We start from the raw sequence: 19,754 nt of genomic DNA, 5'->3' as shown, positions 1-19,754 counted from the left end.
ACGAGGACGGCTCACCGTCGTTTTTAACCTGCAGTTTGCACATGGCATTACAGTTACAGTGCCCGCAATACCCGGTTTAACAAGGGGCCCAGCACCTTGAACGAAGCCGGTGAAACGATATCAACATGCGCACAATCCAGCTCAAACACCTGCAACGCGTCGACATATTCCGCCCAGGTCTGCTGCACATCCATGCCTGGTTGCAAGGTGCGCTTGGCCACAAACAGCGTCGCTTGCCCCTGGAAATGCGCCGTATGGGTGTGAGACAACAGCCTGACCGAATCCGCATAGTTGGCTTCGATATTGTCAAACATCGCGACACGCGCCTCGCCCAGCGCAGGATCGAGCGTATCTTCTGATACCGCCAGGAACTGCTCGCGCTCGCGCTGTACCTCTTTGAGCACGTTGTCGTCCAGCATCACGTCCCAGTTCTGGGTTTCTGGCGGATAGGTATCCAGCAAGCCAAGGAAAGCCACCTCCTCCCCACGCGCCTGCAAACGCGCTGCGATACCTTGAGCCAACGTTCCCCCCAAGGAGTAACCGATAAAGTGATACGGGCCGTGTGGCTGTACCTGTAATACCGTGGCCAGATGCGCATCGCAGACCTGATCCATATCCTCACCCAGAGCCAATGGGCCATCCGGGCGTGGAGACTGAATGCCCACCAGCGACCAATGCTGATCGATATAACGCGGCAGCACGCTGAACTGCCAGGAGAAACCGGAAGCCGGGTGTAGGCAGAACAGCGTTGGGCCTTCGGTAACGCGCAGCGGCAGCACGCTGTCAAAACCGCATTGATCGGCCTCTTCCTGCGTACGTTCTTCCGCCAATAGCTGAGCCAGTTGCTCTACTTTCGAAGCGACCATCACCTGGCCAACCGACACCGCTTTACCCAGATCGCGCCGCAACTCGGCGGCCAGGCGCATCGCCAGCAATGAATGCCCGCCCAAGGCGAAGAAATCGTCATCGGCAAATACCTGCTCGCGCTGAAGTAAACGAGCGAAAACGGCAGCAATTTCGCTTTCCAACCCGGGTTCCGGCTCGCGTCCGGCCTTTCCAGCCCCTGTTTGCGGCTGTGGTAAGGCTTTGCGATCGAGCTTGCCGTTGGCGCTAAGCGGCAACTCGGCCATTTCAACCAGGGCGATCGGCACCATATGCGGCGGCAAGCGATCGGCTAGCGCAGCACGTAGGGCTTCGCTATCCAGATGCACGCCGGGTTGCGGGACCAGATAACCCACCAGTTGCCGGGCATCGCCTCCCATCGCATCAACGACCATGCCCTCCAATACCAAGGCATGAGCCACCGCCTGACTCACGCCCGGCAATGACAGCAGGGCGTGGTCGATCTCACTGAGTTCAATCCGCTGGCCGCGAATTTTCAGCTGATCGTCGCTGCGGCCCAGATATTCTACCGCGCCGTCTGGCAGCCAGCGGGCGACGTCACCGGTGCGATACATCCGGCCACCGTTGCCCTGCGGATCGGCGACGAAGCGGCTGGCGGTCAGGTCCGGCCTGGCCAGATAACCATGAGCCAGCTGCACGCCGGTCAGATATAGATCGCCAGCTACACCCGGTGGCACTGGGCGTAAGCGAGCGTCGAGAATACGTAAACCGGTATTCCACACCGGCAGCCCGATAGGGACATTAGCACCGGTGACAGCAGCAAGGGCGTCACCATAGGCCGGATGCCAGGTCACATCCACCGCCGCCTCGGTAGGGCCGTAGAGGTTATGCAACGGCACCTGAGTGCGGCTCTGCCACAGGCGGCACAGCTCTGCCGGTAACGCTTCACCGCTGCAGAACACCTGACGCAGTGGCTGGCAATGGGCGATGGCGGTTGTGCTGTCCAAGGCACCAACGAAGGCCGCCAGCATCGAAGGAACAAAGTGCATGGTAGTGACTTTATGCCGATCGATTAGCGTTTGCAGTTGCTGAGGGTCGCGGTGCGCCTCCGGCGGAGCCATCACTAGCTGCGCGCCCACTATCAATGGCCAGAAGAATTCCCACACCGAGACGTCAAAGCTGCACGGCGTTTTTTGCAGCACCACATCATCTGCCGCCAGCGGGTACTGGTGCTGCATCCACAATAAACGGTTAACGATGGCCTGATGCCCAACCAGCACGCCCTTTGGCCGCCCGGTTGAGCCGGATGTAAAGATGATATAAGCCGGATGATGTGGCGTCGGGCCTTGGATCACGCTCGGTGCAGCAGCGGTGGCTACCAGTGGCGCATCGTATAACAGCACTTCCCCCTGCCCCACAAAACGCGCCTGTTGGGAAGCATCGGTGATAATCAGGCGTGGGGCCGCGTCTTCCAGCATCATGCTGAGGCGCTCATCGGGATAGCCGGTATCCAGTGGTAAATAGGCCGCTCCCGCTTCCACTATCGCCATTAACGCCAGCGACAGGAAGACCGAACGCGGCAATGCCACCGCCACGATGTCGCCCGGCTGCACACCCTGAGCCACCAAACGCTGGGCCAAGGCGATCACCTGTTCGCGAGTTTCGCGGTAGTTGAACCGGTGGTGCTCATCTGCCAGCGCCGGGGCATTCGGGGTCTTTTTCGCCTGCTCGGCCAGCAGACCGCTGAGGGTCTGGGCTGCCACCGGATAAGCGGTGTCGTTCACCTTGGCCAGCAGCGCATGATCTTTTTCACTCAACAAATCGGCTTCGCTCACCGGCAATGTCGGTTGTGCCGCAAACTGCCGCAGCAGCAGCGGCAAGCGCTGTAAGTGCTCCGTCAATTCGGCCAACTGATAACGCTCGGCATTGGCTAATAGCTCAATCTTCAGCGTGCCAGCCTCGTCGATAAACAAGGCGATTTCCAAATCACGCACCGGGCCAGAGGCCAGGTCGTGGGTGATCCCTTTGATACCGGCAAAATCGAGCTGGTAGTCGAACATCTTGAAGTTGAAGACTGTGCCATACAGCGGCTGACTGTCGCCAATACGCCCCAGATCGCGCTGTACCTGCTCAGCATCATAGCGCTGATGGCGGCGGGCAAACTTCAGTTCACGGCTGATTTGTGCGGCGATATCGGCCAGCGTTGCCTGCGGCGCGACGTGCATCTCCACCGGCAATACGTTAATCACCGGCCCGGTGGCACAAAGCGCAGCCGAACCCATGCGGCGCATAAAAATAAACCCGGCGCTGTAGCGGGTTTGCCCTGTCAGACGAGCCACCCACACGGCCACCAGCGCCATCGCCATATCGGCTGCGCTGAGCTGCTGTTGCTGGCCCAGACTGACCAGTGGCGCAAGATCCTGCGCGGCACAGCACTGTGCCAAGCGGTGAATACGCGTCGAAGGTGCCTGCCCGGCCAACGGTTGCGGGCATAGGGTGGCTGGCACGGGCAACTGCCGTGCCTTGTTCAACCAAAAATCGGCATCGCGCTGATAACCAGGGGATTGCTGATACTGCTGATATTCCGCCACCACATCGCTAAAAGGCGTGAACGGCGTCGGTTCTGGCTGCTCGTGCTGATATAGGCGGGTATAAATATTGGCGATACGGCGGGCGATGGCGGTAAAGCTGAAGCCATCGACCACCAGATGATGGTAACGCTGATACCAGAACCAGCGATCGTCGGCCAGACGCATCAGGATATGGCGATACAGCGGTTTGCCGCTGCTCACCCGTAATTCGGCACCAAGGTCGATCTGCATCAGCGCGTGGGCCGCCGCCTCAGCATCCGCCGAGTCGCTTAAATCAATCCATTCCGGCGCAGCCAACGGCATCGTGGCGTCGTAATACTGCATCGGCACACCGTCACGCTCAACGAAACGCAGCCTTAAGGTATCCACTTCGGCCAGGCCCAGTGAGATCGCCCGTAACAGGTGGTCTTTATCCAGCGGGCCATTCAGTTCGATATAATGGGCGACCGCATAGGCATTGCCGTACGGTGAAATTTGATCGGCAACCCAAATACCGGGCTGCGCCGCCACCAATGGCAACTCAACGGTAACCTGTTGCCCGGTGGGTAAAATAGAGGTTTCTGACACGACGTTCGCTCCTGTTGTCGGTTCTTGCTGCGTCTCCATCACGCCTTACGCAGTGATGCGGGCCGCATATCCTGCCAATTCTGTTCTAGCCAGTTGACGCAGTGCTCCCGGGAAGCCGGGCCAAAAACGCTGACCCAACCGACCGGGATGGCGCTGAAATCCGGCCACAGGCTGTAAAGCAGTTCTTCATTACGCAGGACGTAGCAAATTTGCTGCTCGTCATCGAACGGGTTTAAGGTTTCCATTACTTGCTCCTTAAGCATGAAGAGGGTTGGCGGACGGCTTCAATTCGGCACGGCGGTTGACCAGCTCCGACCAATGCGCTTGCAGACCATCGAGTAAACCGCCGCGCCAACACAACGCATCGTGCCCGCCCTCCACCAGCCGATACTGCACCTGATGCCCGGTTTCACTTAACAGGGCCGCCATACGGTCATTCACCCGGTGGACCAGCTTTTCATGCGCCCCGGCCTCTAAAAACACCTTCAGCTTGCCATGCGCACCTAACTGCCCGTCTTCTACCTGGCGGATCAACCAGCAGGCATCCTCGGGCACGGTGGGCAGTTGCAACATATCGCGGCGTGGCCACCAGAACGAGCCGGACTGGCTGATGGTGGCACCAAAATATTCCGGCCAGCGCAGGCCAGCATAGAGCGAGCCCAAGCCACCAAAGCTTTGCCCTGCAACTACGGTGTTGGCAGCCTCACGGCTATGCGGGGCCCATTCGGCCAATTGCGGTAATAACTCTTCCTGTAGGGCCAACCAAAACTCATCGTTGCAGGTCAGTTCCCGCGCGCGGTGTTGCTGGTCGATCACGTCGATCAGCATATAGACCGCCTCCGGCAGTTGGCCAGTGCGCGTCAGTTGCATCAGCGGATCCCAGACCGGCATCTGATTGGCCCAGAATTGGCCGTCCAGCAAAATAGCCAATGGCCGCGCCGCCGGGTTACTTTCACCGGTGGAGTAGATCCAGACGTGGCGGGAGGTTCCCAATCGCTGGCTATGCCAGGTATGCCGTTGCAGTTTGGCAGGCGGTGCTGGCGTACAGCGGCCGCTGGTCACGGCATAGTTGTCAAAGTCCCGCCAGGCCGGTTGTTGGGGAGCCTGTGGCATATGCAAGCCGGAAAGCGTGTGCCCCCCTACGCCAGGCCAGGCGCGGTAAGGATTAAGCAGATCGTGAGTTGCGTTGGCAAACACCTGGTGCCACCAGTGGCGAATAGAAAGCATGTTGGCGTGGGAATTGTCCCCCTGCGGTTCGAAGGGACGATCCTCCATGCAGGGGATAAAGCAGTAGCTGCCGCGCCAGTCGCCTTGCAGCTCGGTTTGCCAATACCAGACGTCCGAACCTGCAAGCCGTTGCAGGCTCTGCGGGGGCGACGCTTGGTGATGATCGGTGAGGCAATTGATATGGATCCAGACTCGTTGATAAGCCGAGGTCAGTTCACCGCCCTGAGGGTCGCGCCACAAGAACGTCACCTTCCATCGCCCATTATCCTGCAGTTCCACCAAGGGGGTACCACGCCGGGCGATATCCAGCCACCAACCGTGGCTCCCTGCATGCTTGCTCGCCAATAACGTACTGCTTGCTGGTTGTTGTTCAGTTTTCAAAACGCCCACTCATTGTGTTGTTGGCAAGGCACGCCGTGCGACTCACCGGTTCCCAAATGCCAAACGGCACAAGGAATACTATTGATAATTATTTGCATTTGCAATAGTGTATACAAGCTCGAAATAGAGCGGGCATTCTTCAACAGGGATGGATGCCGAATTATTGAGCGGGATCTTGCTGCCAGTCAGCCTGGCCTCCGGGTTTCGTTACTATTTTCGACTACACAATAAAACTACAACAAACCGTTCCGTTACCGGTTGTCACACAGCGCCGCATCAGGAAGGGTTGTTAGGTAGGAACCTCAAAATGAATCGGAAGTTATCTCGTTATTCTTTAGCCACACTCATCGGGTTAGGATTGGGCACATCTGCATTTTCCGTTACGGTCAATGCCGAGCAAACGGCCACCACCTCAGACAGCGCCGCGCTGGCTGAGAAAAGTAAAAAAGAATCCGCCTCTGAAGATGTCATCGTTGTCACCGCCGCCAAACAAAACCTTCAAGCTCCCGGCGTTTCCACCATCACTGCCGAAGAAATCAAACGACGCCCTCCCGCTCGTGATATCAATGAGCTAATCCGTACCATGCCGGGGGTCAACCTGACCGGTAACTCCACCAGCGGCCAGCGGGGCAACAACCGCCAGATCGATATCCGCGGTATGGGGCCAGAAAATACCCTGATCCTGATCGACGGTAAACCAGCCAGCAGCCGTAACTCGGTGCGCCAAGGCTGGCGCGGCGAGCGTGATACCCGTGGCGATACTGCCTGGGTGCCACCAGATATGATCGAACGTATCGAAGTGCTGCGTGGCCCAGCGGCTGCCCGCTATGGTAACGGTGCAGCAGGTGGCGTAGTCAATATCATCACCAAGAAAACCACCCAAGATCTTCATGGCTCGCTAAACGGTTATTTCAACGTACCGCAGCATAAGGATGAAGGCGCCACCAAGCGTACCGATTTCAGCCTTTCCGGCCCGTTAAGCGATCAGTTGAGCTTCCGTCTGTTCGGTGGCTACAGCAAAACGCAGGCCGACGCCTGGGATATCAACCAGGGGCATCAGTCCGAACGTACCGGCACCTATGCCAATACTTTGCCTGCCGGTCGTGAAGGGGTGATCGACAAAAATATCGATGCCTTGCTGAGCTGGGAATTCGCCCACCTGCAGACCTTGGATTTCCAATATGCCTATGGCCGCCAAGGTAACCTGTACGCCGGGGATACCCAGAACACCAACACCAATGCGCTGGTGCAGAGCAACTACGGTAAAGAAACCAACCGTATGTATCGCGAAACCTATGCGCTCAACTACCGTGGTGCCTGGGATAACGGCGTCAGCACCAACAACTACGTCCAGTTTGAGCGCACGCGTAATACCCGTTTAGCCGAAGGGCTGGCCGGGGGCACCGAAGGGATCTTCGCCAACGACAGTTACAACACCACCCGTCTGGATAATTTCCTGGCGCACAGTGAAGTCAGCATTCCGTTCGATATGTGGGTGCCACAAACCGCCACGCTGGGTACCGAGTGGAACCAGCAGAAGATGAAAGATCCTTCTTCGACCACCCAATCGCTAACCGGCACTAATACCGGGGGAGCGATCCCAGGTACCGATAGTAGCAACCGCAGCCCGTATTCCTCCGCGGATATCTTCTCGCTATTTGCCGAAGATAATATCGAGCTGACCGATACCACAATGCTGACTCCAGGCCTACGTTACGATCATCACTCCATGGCCGGTAACAACTGGAGCCCGTCGCTTAACCTGTCACAGGAATTGGGCGATCTGTTTACCCTGAAAATGGGTATCGCTCGCGCCTACAAAGCACCTAACCTGTTCCAGAGCAACGGCGATTACATTCTCTACAGCAAAGGCCAGGGCTGTGCTGCCAGCGCAACGGGAACCGGCTGCTATCTGATGGGTAATGACGATCTTAAGGCCGAGAACAGCATCAACAAAGAGATCGGGCTGGAATTCCACCATGAAGGCTGGCTGGCAGGTATCACCTACTTCCGTAACGATTACCGCAACAAGATCGAAGCGGGCTATTCGCCAACGGCCTCTAACACCAGTAAAACCGATATCTATCGCTGGGAGAACGTGCCGAAAGCGGTGATCCAGGGTCTGGAAGGTACGTTGAACGTGCCGGTGAGCGAAACGGTAGCCTGGAATAATAACGCCACCTATATGATTGAGAACGAGAATAAAACCACCGGTGATTACCTGTCGATTATTCCCAAGTTCACCATCAACTCTACCCTGAGCTGGCAGGCCACGCAGGATCTGTCTTTGCAGACCACCGCGACCTGGTATGGCCGTCAAAAGCCGAAGAAATACAACTACCGTGGGGAGCCAACCACCGGGCCGGAAACTCGTGAGGTCAGCCCTTACGCAATCTTTGGCCTGAGCGGCACCTATGCGTTGACTAAAAATATCAGCGTAACAACGGGGATCGAGAACCTGTTCGACAAACGCCAGTTCCGTTCCGGTAACTCGCAAAACGTGGGTAACCCAGTCACCGGGGCCGTCAATATCTATGGAGCCGGGGCGGCAACCTATAACGAACCGGGCCGGACTTACTTTATGAGCCTGAATACCCAGTTCTAAATGTATGCTACCGAGCCAATCTCAGCGCGGCGCTTATGCCGCGCTTTTTTTTGCCGTTTTCCACACTCATCCCGATCCCGCTGCTGCCCATTTCGGGTTAGAGTAACGGTGACAAAGGAGAAATGATGGATCCACAGCAACAAATTATTGATTGGTTACGCCAAGACAGCGAACGTATGCAGATATTAGCCACCGCCCGGCGGCTCGGGCTGAACGATTGGTGCCTTGGCGCAGGCTTTGTGCGTAATCTGGTGTGGGACCGGCTGCATGGTTTTACAACCAGCACGCCGCTCAACGATATCGATGTGATCCATTTCGATGCGCGCCATATCGATGCCGAGCGCGACCAGATGCTGGAATCGCGCCTGCTGGAATGGTCGGCACACCCTTGGTCGGTAAAGAATCAGGCGCGTATGCACCTGCGTAGTCATCGCGCGCCCTATCTCGACAGCGAAGACGCCATCAGTTACTGGACGGAGATCGAAACCGCCGTGGGTGCCAGATTGCAGGCCGATGGCAGCATCCAACTCGTCGCGCCTTTTGGCCTACAGGCGCTGTTCAACCGCTGCATCACCTTCAACCCCAAGAGCAATAACCTGGCCGCTTTCGAACAACGCGTGGTGGATAAGCAGTGGCTCGAACTCTGGCCGCAGCTAAAGCTGGCGCCAAGGTAAAGTTTTGCCGCGATTTGCCGATACCTCTGACAAGCTACCTGGGAGGATCGCATGTCGACCAACATTACCATGATTGTGCCCATCAAGAACCCGATTGCCGGAGTCCGCGAGGTGTTTACCGCCACGGGTAAAGGCGGGGCTGCACTGATGTCGGCACCGGTTAATAATGCCCCTGAAGGGGAAAAAGCCAAAAAAACCGAAACTGATACACCCGTGGCCCCAAAAGATAGTAGCGCGGCCTCGCGTATTTCAGCGCTATTTAAGCAGATCCAGAATCTACAGCAAAAGCTCGTTGAGCTGCAAAACTCGGATGGCGATGCTAAACAGATCGAGCAGCAAAAACAGCAGATCATGGGCCAGATCCAAATGCTCCAGGCCGAGATCGCGCGCATTCAGAAACAAGAAATGGAAAAACAGCAGGAAGAACAAATGGCCAAGGCCATGAGCGGTGATGGCGTCAACCGCCCGACCGCCGCCAACGCCGTGGACGTTTATATCTAGAGATGAAGGGCGCAACATGGCGTTACGCCCAGCGACTCAGCTTTTCTTCAGGGGTTTGATCAGGTGATCCAGCCCTTCAATTTTAATCGCCAACGTCATTTCCATCAGCATTCCCAGCCTGCCGTTGGGGAATTCGCCCTTACGGGCGAACCATAGCAGATACTCTTCCGGCAGGTCGATCAGCACCCTGCCCTGGTATTTGCCAAAGGGCATCACGGTGTTGGCGATTTCGATCAGGTTCTCTTTTTCCATCAGGCCCCCAGCAGGCGGATCATCTCCGCCTCGTCGATCACCTCGATCCCCAGTTCCTGTGCCTTGACCAGCTTGGAGCCGGCAGCCTCACCGGCAATCACCAGATCGGTTTTCTTGGATACGCTGCCGCTGACCTTGGCCCCCAGCGCCGTCAGCCGATCTTTGGCTTCATCGCGGGAGAGCTGGCTGAGAGATCCGGTCAGCACCACGGTTTTACCGGCAAATGGGCTGTCGATCTCTTCGGCAACTACCACCACCGGCGCAGGCCAGTTAATGCCGATTTCCGGGCTGGTCAGCTCTGCTATCACCTGCTGGTTATGTGCTTCAGCAAAGAAGTTCACCACGTGACTGGCCACCACCTCGCCCACGTCCGGCACCTGTTTTAACGCGTCCAGATCGGCCTCTCGCAGCTTCTCCAACGAGCCAAAATGCGCCGCCAGACCGGCAGCTGTAGCCTCTCCTACCTCACGAATACCCAACGCATACAGGAATCGGGCAAAGGTAGTCTGTTTGGCGTTGGTCAAGGCATTGACCAGATTCTGTGCCGATTTGGGCCCCATGCGATCCAGCCCGGTGAGAATACCGGCGGAAAGACGGAACAGATCGGCTGGCGTTTTGACATATTCTTTATCGACCAGTTGTTCGATAATTTTATCGCCCATGCCGTCAACGTCCATCGCCCGGCGGGAAACGAAGTGCTTCAGCGCCTCTTTACGCTGGGCACCGCAGATCAGCCCGCCGGTACAACGCGCAATGGCTTCGCCTTCCACCCGTTCCACATCGGAACCGCACACCGGGCAATGCAGTGGGAATACCACTTCACGCGCGTCCTGCGGGCGGCGATCTTCGATCACCCCGACCACTTTCGGGATCACATCCCCGGCACGGCGTACGATCACCGTGTCGCCGATGCGCAGGCCAAGGCGTTCGATTTCATCAGCATTATGCAGCGTGGCGTTACTGACTATCACCCCGGCGACCAAAACTGGCTCAAGGCGCGCGACCGGCGTAATCGCACCGGTACGCCCGACCTGGAACTCCACTTCCCGCACCACGGTGATCTGCTCTTGTGCCGGGAATTTGAACGCCGTAGCCCAACGCGGTGCGCGAGCAACAAAGCCCAGAGATTCTTGCAGATCGATATCGTCGATCTTCACCACCACGCCGTCGATATCAAAGCCAAGATTGATGCGGTCCTGCTCTACCTGACGGTAAAACGCCAGCACCTCATCGCTACCGGTGCAAAGCTTGACGCGATCGCTCACCGGCAAGCCCCAGGCTTTGAACTGCATCAGGCGTTGCCAATGGCTGCGCGGCAATTCGCCCCCTTCCAGCAGGCCAACGCCATAGCAGAAGAAGGTCAGCGGACGCTTGGCCGTGATACGCGGATCAAGCTGACGCAGGGAGCCTGCCGCGGCGTTACGCGGGTTGGCGAAGATTTTGCCGTCTTTGCGGCGCGCCTCTTCGTTCATCTGCTCAAAGCCGGCATGCGGCATAAAGACTTCGCCACGCACTTCCACCCGGCGCGGGATATTGTCGCCGGTCAGGCGCAGCGGGATGGCGCGAATAGTGCGCACATTAGAGGTGATATTTTCCCCGGTGGTACCATCACCACGCGTGGAGGCACGCACCAGCTCGCCATCTTCATACAGCAGGCTGACGGCCAACCCGTCCAGCTTCAGCTCACAGCAGAAGGTCAGTGGCTCGTTGCTTTTCAGGCGATCCTGCACGCGCTTGTAAAACGCCAGATAGCTCTCTTCATCAAAGACGTTGTCCAACGACAGCATCGGCACTTCATGACGCACCTGATCAAACGCCGCCAAGGGGGCGGCCCCGACGCGCTGAGTCGGAGAATCGGCGGTGATCAGCTCAGGATGGGCTTCTTCCAGCTCACGCAGCTCACGCATCAGGCGATCGTATTCCACATCCGGGATCTCCGGCGCATCGAGTACGTGATACTGATATTCGTGATGGCGCAATGAGGTGCGTAGTTGATTGATTGTTTCGTTAATCGATGCCATGGCTCACCATCAAAGATAAAAAACCCCCGGCTGGCGGGGGTTCTGGATTACGGATTATGCAGTGCACAGGCAACCGGTCAGGCGTTGTTTTCCAACACTTCGCGGATGCGTGCTTTATAGGTTTCCAGCTTTTGCGGGGTCATCATGCGGCGCTCGTCGTCAAGCACCACGCCGCCCACATCGTCGGCAATACGTTGTGCCGATTGCAGCATCAGCTTGAAGTTCTGATTGGCGTCGCCGTAAGACGGCACCATCATAAACATCGATACGCCCGGCGTGGAGAAATCGGACATCATTTCCGGATCGAATGAGCCAGGCTTGACCATATTGGCCAGGCTGAACAGCACGGGGCCACTGCCTGCCGGGCTGATATGGCGATGGAAGATCCCCATTTCACCAAATTGGAAGCCCGCTTGCAGAACGCTCTGCAGCAACACTTCACCCCCGATCACACCGCCTTGATGGGCTGCAACGTGCAGCACCAATACGGTTTCCTGCAGTTTTGCCGGTTTCAACGGTTCCGGCGCTGGCTGCGGTTCACGCACAGGTTCTGCATGCTGGAAGGCGGGCTCTGGTGCAGGAGCGGTAGCCGGAGGCATATCGTCAACGCGCGGCTCACGACGCACAACAGGTTGCTGCGGCTCTTCGTCCTCGTCCTGGGCATAGTTATCCAGCAGGATGTCATCGTAATCCGGCCGCTGGGAGAGCGGCGCGGGCTGGGCTGGCCGAGGCGCAGGCTGAGCTGCTGGAGCTGGCCTTGGTGCAATCACCGGCTCTTCGCGTGCGACATCGATATGGCCCATTGATGGCTCATCCTCAACTTCTGCGCGAGTGGCACGGATACGCACCTCTCCCACGCTTTCGGCAGGATCATCAAGTGGAGTAGGTTCACGCTCGTTTTTCGAGCGTTTGGCTGGGCGATCGCGAAAAAGGGACGAGCGTTCCTTACGGCTGGTCCAAAGACCATGTAATAACAACGCTATTATGGCGATCGCGCCAACAACGATTAATATCAGACGCAAATCCTGCATCATTGCTATCTCTGTTGTTCCAAGACATTGCCACCGCGGCAAACATTCACTCTTTAACTCTATTTGCCCACAGGCACAAGTGCAAGTCCGTGCTGAACTTTATGCCAATAAAGATGATTATTCGGCATTTTTTTGCTGTTTTTTCAGCCAATGTGGCTCTAGCCAGTGGAAAATCAACCCTATATGATAGCTTGGCCTGTTTAGCCAAAGAGAAAATCTTAAGATATGTCCTATGTGCCTCCCCCTGTCGGATCCACCAACGGCTTCCATTATTTTGCCCAAGGATGGCGCCTGATTTCGCGCCCGGGTATTAAACGCTATGTCGTCCTGCCGTTGCTGGTGAACGTGCTGCTGATGGGCTCTGCCTTCTGGTGGCTGTTCAGCCAACTGGGCGACTGGATCCCGAGCATGATGAGCCATGTGCCAAGCTGGCTACAGTGGCTAAGTTATTTACTCTGGCCGATGGCGGTCATTTCCGTGCTGTTGGTGTTCAGTTACCTGTTCAGTACCATCACCAACCTGATCGCCGCCCCGTTTTGCGGGCTGCTGGCGGAACAGCTCGAAGGCAGCCTGACCGGCAAACCGTTGCCGGATACCGGTATGCTCGGCGTGGTCAAAGATCTGCCGCGCATCATGTCCCGTGAATGGCGCAAGCTGATGTATTACCTGCCACGCGCGCTGGGCCTGCTGTTGCTCTATTTTATACCGGGCATCGGCCAAACGCTGGCACCGGTGCTGTGGTTCCTGTTCAGCGCCTGGATGCTGGCCATTCAATACTGCGATTATCCGTTTGATAACCACAAGGTCAGCTTCGCCGAGATGCGCCAGGCGTTGCGGCAGCACAAAACCGACAACCTGCAGTTTGGTGCGTTGGTCAGCCTGTTCACCATGATCCCCATCCTCAATCTGGTGATCCTGCCGGTGGCGGTTTGCGGTGCCACGGCGATGTGGGTCGACCGTTATCGTGCACAATTTGTTCGTCACTAACGGCTTTATTTGGGGGGCGCTTCGTGCGCCCATCCTGATGATGAGATTACCCTATGGATTTCAAGCTGTAGCTAGGCGCCAAGCTATCTCATCCCCAGGAGCTTATGTTCAATAAGTGACTGGGGTGGGATAGTGCAGGTAACAACGCTACAGCTTGAAAGACGACGGGTATAAAACTTATTCTCTAATAACATATCTATATACCAATTCTTTACTTCCCTGCCGAGACCGTTAGCGTATGCTTTCGATGTTCCCTACATTTCATAGAGTTATAAGGACGGGCCATGAGCAAGATTTACCAAGACAACTCATTAACAATCGGCCATACGCCGCTGGTTCGTCTGAACCGTATCGGCAACGGACGCATTCTCGCCAAGGTTGAATCTCGCAACCCGAGCTTCAGCGTCAAATGCCGCATCGGTGCCAATATGATTTGGGATGCCGAAAAGCGTGGCATTCTGAGCGCAGGCAAAGAGCTGGTGGAGCCAACCAGCGGCAACACCGGTATCGCCCTGGCGTTTGTCGCCGCGGCGCGGGGTTACAAGCTCACGCTGACCATGCCGGAAACCATGAGCATCGAACGTCGTAAACTGCTCAAGGCGCTGGGTGCCAATCTGGTGCTGACCGAAGGTGCCAAAGGCATGAAAGGGGCGATCGCCAAGGCCGAAGATATTGTGGCCACCGATCCGAACCACTACATCCTGCTGCAACAGTTCAGCAACCCGGCCAACCCGGAAATCCACGAACAAACCACCGGCCCGGAAATCTGGGAAGATACCGATGGCGAAGTCGATGTCTTTATCGCGGGCGTCGGCACTGGCGGTACACTGACCGGCGTCAGCCGCTTCATCAAGAACACCAAGGGCAAGGCTATCACCACAGTGGCGGTTGAACCAACCGACTCACCGGTCATCAGCCAGGCGTTGGCAGGCCAGGAAATCAAACCCGGCCCGCACAAAATCCAGGGCATCGGTGCCGGTTTCATTCCTGGCAACCTGGATCTGAGCCTGGTTGACCGCGTCGCGCAGATCACCAACGACGAAGCCATCAGCATGGCACGCCGCCTGATGGAAGAAGAAGGCATCCTGGCCGGGATTTCTTCCGGTGCCGCCGTCGCGGCCGCCGTCAAACTTTCCGAAGAAGCCGACTTTACCGACAAGACAATTGTGGTTATTCTGCCTTCTTCAGGTGAGCGCTACTTGAGCACCGCTTTGTTTGCCGATCTGTTCACCGAACAGGAACTTCAGCAATAGCGCAAACAGTGCACAAATAGCTAAAAAAGCACCTATTCAGGTGCTTTTTTTGTGGACTGGATCAAAGTTTACACCACTCAACGATTGATTTTCACCGCTGGCTTTAGTATTTAACCGGTCAATTATTTCGATGCGCAAAATTAATCACCTTCCTGCCATTGTTTGAGCTGAATCGATTTACTCATTTGTTGCTCCAGCGAAAAACACGGCATAATGGGGAGCTGATTGAAACAACGCCAGATGCTCGGATTTTTTGATCTGAAATGCTTAAAGCGTCGTTTTATGTTGCATCCATGCTCGCCCCTGTACCATAGTCAGGCGCTAACCAGACAAGCTAAAATCACGCCGTTAGGCTAAACTTTAGCTCCACAACCTTAAATCCGATAAGTTGGGGAAACATCAATGTTCCAGCAAGAAGTGACTATCACCGCTCCGAATGGTCTGCACACTCGCCCTGCCGCTCAGTTCGTAAAAGAAGCCAAAGGCTTCGCGTCTGACATCACCGTGACTTCCAACGGCAAGAGCGCTAGCGCCAAAAGCCTGTTTAAGCTGCAAACTCTGGGCCTGACCCAAGGAACAGTAGTCACCATCGAAGCCGTTGGTGAAGACGAGCAGAAAGCCGTTGAGCACTTGGTAAAACTGATGGCAGAGCTTGAGTAATCGGCCCGTCTTTTTAGTTAACACCAGTCAAGAGTAAGGTAGGGTTATGATTTCAGGCATTTTAGTATCACCGGGTATCGCTTTTGGTAAGGCTCTCTTGCTGAAGGAAGATGAGATTGTCATCAACCGGAAAAAAATCTCTGCAGACCATGTAGAGCAGGAAATCTCACGTTTTCTGGCAGGCCGCGCCAAAGCGTCTGAACAGCTGGAAGTAATCAAAACCAAGGCAGGCGAGACCTTCGGCGAAGAAAAAGAAGCGATCTTCGAAGGCCACATCATGCTGTTGGAAGACGAAGAGCTTGAGCAGGAAATCATAGCCCTCATCAAAGACGATCTGGCGTCTGCCGATGCGGCAGCCTACACCGTGATCGAAGGCCAGGCGAAAGCGCTGGAAGAATTAGACGACGAATACCTGAAAGAGCGCGCGGCTGACGTGCGTGATATCGGTAAGCGTCTGCTGCAAAACATCCTGGGCATGGCGATTGTCGATCTGACCGCCATTCAGGATGAGGTGATCCTGGTCGCGAAGGACCTGACACCGTCAGAAACCGCACAACTGAACCTGGACAAAGTGCTGGGCTTCATCACCGATCTGGGTGGCCGTACTTCCCACACCTCGATCATGGCTCGCTCCCTGGAACTGCCCGCTATCGTTGGCACCAGCGACGTGACCACTCAGGTAAAAAACGGCGATTACCTGATCCTGGATGCGGTTAACAACAAGATTTACGTCAACCCGACGGCCGAGGTGATTGAACAGCTGAAAGCGGTTCATACCCAATACGTCACCGAGAAAAACGATCTGGCCAAGCTGAAAGACCTGCCGGCGATCACGCTGGACGGGCATCAGGTTGAAGTCTGTGCCAACATCGGTACCGTGCGCGACGTCGCCGGTGCAGAGCGCAATGGTGCCGAAGGTGTCGGCCTGTATCGTACCGAATTCCTGTTCATGGACCGCGACTCACTGCCAACCGAAGACGAGCAGTTCTCGGCTTACAAGGCCGTTGCGGAAGCCATGGGCTCACAGGCAGTCATCGTCCGTACCATGGACATCGGCGGCGATAAAGACCTGCCGTACATGAACCTGCCAAAAGAAGAAAACCCGTTCCTGGGCTGGCGCGCGATCCGTATCGCGATGGACCGCCGGGAAATCCTGCACGCTCAGCTGCGCGCCATCCTGCGTGCCTCTGCTTTCGGTAAACTGCGCATCATGTTCCCGATGATCATCTCGGTGGAAGAAGTGCGCGATCTGAAGGGCGAGCTGGAAACGCTGAAAGCGCAGCTGCGTGAAGAAGGCAAAGCCTTTGACGAGAGCATTGAAGTGGGCGTAATGGTGGAAACACCGGCCGCGGCAGTGATTGCTCGCCACCTGGCGAAAGAAGTCGACTTCTTTAGTATTGGGACAAACGATTTAACCCAGTATACTCTGGCAGTAGATCGCGGCAACGAGCTGATTTCTCATCTCTATAACCCGATGTCCCCATCAGTGCTTGGCCTGATCAAACAGGTTATTGATGCATCTCACGCAGAAGGCAAGTGGACCGGTATGTGCGGCGAGCTGGCTGGCGATGAGCGTGCTACACTGTTGCTTTTGGGCATGGGGCTGGATGAGTTCAGCATGAGTGCGATTGCAATCCCGCGCATCAAGAAAATTATTCGTAATACCAATTTCGAAGATGTGAAGGCATTGGCAGCGCAGGCCTTGGAACAACCAACGGCACAGGATTTGATGAACTGCGTCAATAAGTTCATCGAAGAAAAAACGCTCTGCTAAAATTCCACGACACTGGAACGCCGCCCAATTTAATGCTTAGGAGAAGATCATGGGTTTGTTCGATAAACTGAAGTCTCTGGTTTCTGATGACAAGAAAGACATGGGCACTATCGAGATCGTCGCTCCACTTTCTGGCGAAATCGTCAATATCGAAGATGTACCGGACGTCGTATTCGCCGAGAAGATCGTTGGCGACGGCATTGCTATCAAACCTGCTGGCAACAAAATGGTTGCTCCGGTTGACGGCACTATCGGTAAAATTTTCGAAACCAACCATGCGTTCTCTATCGAATCTGATAGCGGCATTGAGCTGTTCGTGCACTTTGGTATCGACACCGTTGAACTGAAAGGCGAAGGCTTCAAACGCATCGCGGAAGAAGGTCAGCGCGTCAAGAAAGGCGATGTGATTATCGAGTTCAATCTGGCCCTGCTGGAAGAGAAAGCCAAGTCTACCCTGACTCCGGTGGTTATCTCCAACATGGACGAGATCAAAGAGCTGATCAAACTGTCCGGCAGCGTCACCGTTGGCGAGACCCCGATCATCCGCATCAAGAAGTAATCGCGGTTCGATCGTAAAAATGGCGCCTTTATCGGCGCCATTTTTTTATCCAAGACTTCTAAGCCCTACTGCGCTACCAGCGGTTCCGCTTGTAGCTCCTGTTGCTGTCTTTCACGCTCCAAGGCCAATACGCCACGATGTGACAGATAGCAGAACAAGATGCAGCACACCACGCCGCCCATCAGCAGATAAAAGCCGCCATGCCACCCCATGTTATCGACCATCACGCCAAACAGGCTGGTGCCCAGCGTAGCCCCAAAGATATAGCTCATAAAGCCGCGCAGGCCAACGGCGGAGCCGACAGCAAAGCTGGGAACGATCTCCATCGTCTGTACCGAGGCCAGGAACTGTGGCACATAGATCAGGCAACCGACGATCGCAGCAAAGATGGTGACCATCAACAGCGAGTCACTCTTCCAGTAACCAATCAGGCAGATGAAAATCATCACCATGCAGATCATCGCCAGCGGCATACGGCGTCCCTTGAACAGCTTATCCGACAGCCACCCAGCCAACAGTGTGGACGGGATCGCCGCCCATTCAAAGAACAGAAACGCGATGCTCATCTGCTCTTTGGAGAAATGCTTTTCGGTGAGCAGGTAAATAGGCAGCCAGCTGATCATGCCAAAGCGCACCATGTAGACAAATACGTCCACCAGCGAGACATACCAGGCATTTTTATTACGCAGAACATAGGTGCAGAAGATCTGGAAGGCGCTCATATTTTCCGGCGCCTGCTCCTGCACACCAGTTTTCACCCTGACGGTTTCTTCCGGCATCATTTGCTCCAAGGCAGGCAGACCTTCACTGCGCGGGGAACCTTTACCCAGCCACAGCACTACCAACGCAAACAATACTGCCACGCCTGCTGGGACGATGTAGCTGGCGCTCTGCCAGTGTTCACTGCCCAATACCGCGAAAGCCACGCCGACGATGGGGGCTACCACCCCGCCGCCGATATTGTGGGAGATATTCCAAAACGCACCAACGCGGCCGCGCTCACGGCGTGGGAACCAGTTGGCAATGGTAATGAACGAAGGGCCTACGCCCATCCCCTGAAACAGGCCGTTAAACACCACCAATGCGGCAAAGACCCAGAAGGCAGTGCTGAACCCCAAACCGACGTTGACGATGGCACACAGCACCAGGCCACAGGCCATAAACACTTTAGGGTTGGCCTTATCGGCCAGGCTGCTCATCACCCCTTTGCTGATGCCGTAGGCAATCAGCATGCAACTGCTCAACATGCCGATCTGCGTCGCACTCAGATCCAGATGCTCTTTCAGGTAGGGCGTCGAAAGGGTGAAGTTGTTACGCACGATGTAATAGGCCAGGTAGCCCAAAAAGACGCTCAGTAACGCTTGCATGCGATAACGCTGGTAGGTTGCCTGCACCTGTTCTGGCGGAACATGCTTCGCCGCCGCGCTAGGTTTTAATAATGAAAACATGTTATTCCCCTGTGAGGTTTATCTGTACTGGCTCGATGCGCCTGCTATTTATTAATAACGCTCGCAGCGGATGGTGTAATTAATTCATTAATAAGACAAGCCCTGTAATATGTGTCAAAATTGACTCAAACCCAGAACAAATAAGCCCAGTTTTGACCCATCAATTAACATTACCGTTATTAACCAAAAACCAGCTCGCTCACTTCCCCGCGCTAGAGCGCCACAGCACTAAGGTTGCACACAAAACCAGCCCACAAGTGGTGATGTTTTTGAAGGCGTTAACAGTATTGATGGGCTATCGATGGTAATATTCTGACTTCATCAACGTTATAACCCCGGCTAAATTCTGTTGGTTGACGAAAAATATTTTTGTCCCAAAT

General features: G+C 55.6%; 15 protein-coding genes. 8 read left to right on the top strand and 7 right to left on the bottom strand.

Features of this window, described 5'->3' with window-relative positions:
* Positions 1-53: 53 nt before the first annotated feature.
* The 3 genes from AC6HVW_RS01750 to fes are packed head-to-tail and all read right to left on the bottom strand — an operon-like array spanning position 54 to position 5,609.
* The gene (locus AC6HVW_RS01750; RefSeq protein ID WP_071683803.1) at positions 54-4,001 is read right to left on the bottom strand and encodes an enterobactin synthase subunit F; all 3,948 of its coding nucleotides are present in this window, start codon (positions 3,999-4,001) and stop codon (positions 54-56) included.
* Positions 4,002-4,039: 38 nt separating this feature from the next.
* Positions 4,040-4,246 (bottom strand): MbtH family protein, encoded by a 207-nt coding sequence (locus AC6HVW_RS01745; RefSeq protein ID WP_186486552.1) that lies wholly within the window; start codon positions 4,244-4,246, stop codon positions 4,040-4,042.
* A 10-nt stretch (positions 4,247-4,256) separates the two neighbouring features.
* The gene (gene fes, locus AC6HVW_RS01740; RefSeq protein WP_071683805.1) at positions 4,257-5,609 is read right to left on the bottom strand and encodes an enterochelin esterase; all 1,353 of its coding nucleotides are present in this window, start codon (positions 5,607-5,609) and stop codon (positions 4,257-4,259) included.
* Between the two features lie 307 nt (positions 5,610-5,916).
* Here fes and AC6HVW_RS01735 point away from each other — a divergent pair, with 307 nt between their 5' ends.
* The 3 genes from AC6HVW_RS01735 (at position 5,917) to AC6HVW_RS01725 (ending at position 9,389) form a co-directional block, all read left to right on the top strand.
* Positions 5,917-8,214: a TonB-dependent siderophore receptor gene (locus tag AC6HVW_RS01735; RefSeq protein WP_071683806.1), complete on the top strand. Its 2,298-nt coding sequence runs from the start codon at positions 5,917-5,919 to the stop codon at positions 8,212-8,214.
* 125 nt (positions 8,215-8,339) lie between these two features.
* Positions 8,340-8,888 (top strand): nucleotidyltransferase family protein, encoded by a 549-nt coding sequence (locus AC6HVW_RS01730; RefSeq protein ID WP_071683807.1) that lies wholly within the window; start codon positions 8,340-8,342, stop codon positions 8,886-8,888.
* A gap of 51 nt (positions 8,889-8,939) precedes the next feature.
* A complete protein-coding gene (locus AC6HVW_RS01725) occupies positions 8,940-9,389 on the top strand; it encodes a FlxA-like family protein (protein ID WP_071683808.1) in 450 nt (149 codons plus the stop codon).
* A gap of 36 nt (positions 9,390-9,425) precedes the next feature.
* On the opposite strand, the gene AC6HVW_RS01720 is transcribed toward AC6HVW_RS01725, so the two are convergent.
* The 3 genes from AC6HVW_RS01720 to zipA form a co-directional block, all read right to left on the bottom strand.
* Entirely contained in the window at positions 9,426-9,641 is a 216-nt protein-coding gene (locus tag AC6HVW_RS01720) for a DUF3820 family protein (RefSeq protein WP_021178683.1), read from the bottom strand.
* On the bottom strand, positions 9,641-11,662 hold the full coding sequence (gene ligA / locus AC6HVW_RS01715) for an NAD-dependent DNA ligase LigA (protein ID WP_021807054.1): 2,022 nt from the start codon (positions 11,660-11,662) through the stop codon (positions 9,641-9,643). The genes AC6HVW_RS01720 and ligA overlap by 1 nt, the downstream gene beginning before the upstream one ends.
* A gap of 77 nt (positions 11,663-11,739) precedes the next feature.
* Positions 11,740-12,696 carry a cell division protein ZipA gene (gene zipA / locus AC6HVW_RS01710; protein WP_021807055.1) on the bottom strand — a complete coding sequence of 319 codons (957 nt, stop codon included), beginning with the start codon at positions 12,694-12,696 and terminating at the stop codon, positions 11,740-11,742.
* A gap of 222 nt (positions 12,697-12,918) precedes the next feature.
* Between zipA and cysZ the strand changes: the two genes are divergently transcribed.
* The 5 genes from cysZ (at position 12,919) to crr (ending at position 17,926) form a co-directional block, all read left to right on the top strand.
* Positions 12,919-13,680: a sulfate transporter CysZ gene (gene cysZ / locus AC6HVW_RS01705; protein WP_021178686.1), complete on the top strand. Its 762-nt coding sequence runs from the start codon at positions 12,919-12,921 to the stop codon at positions 13,678-13,680.
* Between the two features lie 284 nt (positions 13,681-13,964).
* Positions 13,965-14,933: a cysteine synthase A gene (cysK, locus tag AC6HVW_RS01700; RefSeq protein WP_497569247.1), complete on the top strand. Its 969-nt coding sequence runs from the start codon at positions 13,965-13,967 to the stop codon at positions 14,931-14,933.
* Positions 14,934-15,335: 402 nt separating this feature from the next.
* On the top strand, positions 15,336-15,593 hold the full coding sequence (gene ptsH, locus AC6HVW_RS01695; protein ID WP_021178688.1) for a phosphocarrier protein Hpr: 258 nt from the start codon (positions 15,336-15,338) through the stop codon (positions 15,591-15,593).
* 46 nt (positions 15,594-15,639) lie between these two features.
* Entirely contained in the window at positions 15,640-17,367 is a 1,728-nt protein-coding gene (gene ptsI, locus AC6HVW_RS01690) for a phosphoenolpyruvate-protein phosphotransferase PtsI (protein WP_021807056.1), read from the top strand.
* A 49-nt stretch (positions 17,368-17,416) separates the two neighbouring features.
* A complete protein-coding gene (gene crr / locus AC6HVW_RS01685) occupies positions 17,417-17,926 on the top strand; it encodes a PTS glucose transporter subunit IIA (RefSeq protein WP_021807057.1) in 510 nt (169 codons plus the stop codon).
* Between the two features lie 65 nt (positions 17,927-17,991).
* Here the strand turns inward: crr and pgtP are convergent, their stop codons facing one another.
* Entirely contained in the window at positions 17,992-19,374 is a 1,383-nt protein-coding gene (pgtP, locus tag AC6HVW_RS01680; protein ID WP_071683810.1) for a phosphoglycerate transporter PgtP, read from the bottom strand.
* Positions 19,375-19,754: the final 380 nt, after the last annotated feature.

The sequence above is a fragment of the Serratia sp. NCCP-200 genome (genome assembly GCF_059697885.1).
The sequence above is the reverse complement of the archived record's forward strand: the minus strand, read 5'-3'. Positions and strand labels throughout refer to the sequence as shown.

Bases quoted from the DNA above. Each gene is read 5' to 3' on its own strand.
- AC6HVW_RS01745 (WP_186486552.1), bottom strand. From the start codon at position 4,246: ATGGAAACCTTAAACCCGTTCGATGACGAGCAGCAAATTTGCTACGTC.
- AC6HVW_RS01735 (WP_071683806.1), top strand. From the start codon at position 5,917: ATGAATCGGAAGTTATCTCGTTATTCTTTAGCCACACTCATCGGGTTA.
- AC6HVW_RS01730 (WP_071683807.1), top strand. From the start codon at position 8,340: ATGGATCCACAGCAACAAATTATTGATTGGTTACGCCAAGACAGCGAA.
- AC6HVW_RS01725 (WP_071683808.1), top strand. From the start codon at position 8,940: ATGTCGACCAACATTACCATGATTGTGCCCATCAAGAACCCGATTGCC.
- AC6HVW_RS01720 (WP_021178683.1), bottom strand. From the start codon at position 9,641: ATGGAAAAAGAGAACCTGATCGAAATCGCCAACACCGTGATGCCCTTT.
- ligA (WP_021807054.1), bottom strand. From the start codon at position 11,662: ATGGCATCGATTAACGAAACAATCAATCAACTACGCACCTCATTGCGC.
- zipA (WP_021807055.1), bottom strand. From the start codon at position 12,696: ATGATGCAGGATTTGCGTCTGATATTAATCGTTGTTGGCGCGATCGCC.
- cysZ (WP_021178686.1), top strand. From the start codon at position 12,919: ATGTCCTATGTGCCTCCCCCTGTCGGATCCACCAACGGCTTCCATTAT.
- cysK (WP_497569247.1), top strand. From the start codon at position 13,965: ATGAGCAAGATTTACCAAGACAACTCATTAACAATCGGCCATACGCCG.
- ptsH (WP_021178688.1), top strand. From the start codon at position 15,336: ATGTTCCAGCAAGAAGTGACTATCACCGCTCCGAATGGTCTGCACACT.
- ptsI (WP_021807056.1), top strand. From the start codon at position 15,640: ATGATTTCAGGCATTTTAGTATCACCGGGTATCGCTTTTGGTAAGGCT.
- crr (WP_021807057.1), top strand. From the start codon at position 17,417: ATGGGTTTGTTCGATAAACTGAAGTCTCTGGTTTCTGATGACAAGAAA.
- pgtP (WP_071683810.1), bottom strand. From the start codon at position 19,374: ATGTTTTCATTATTAAAACCTAGCGCGGCGGCGAAGCATGTTCCGCCA.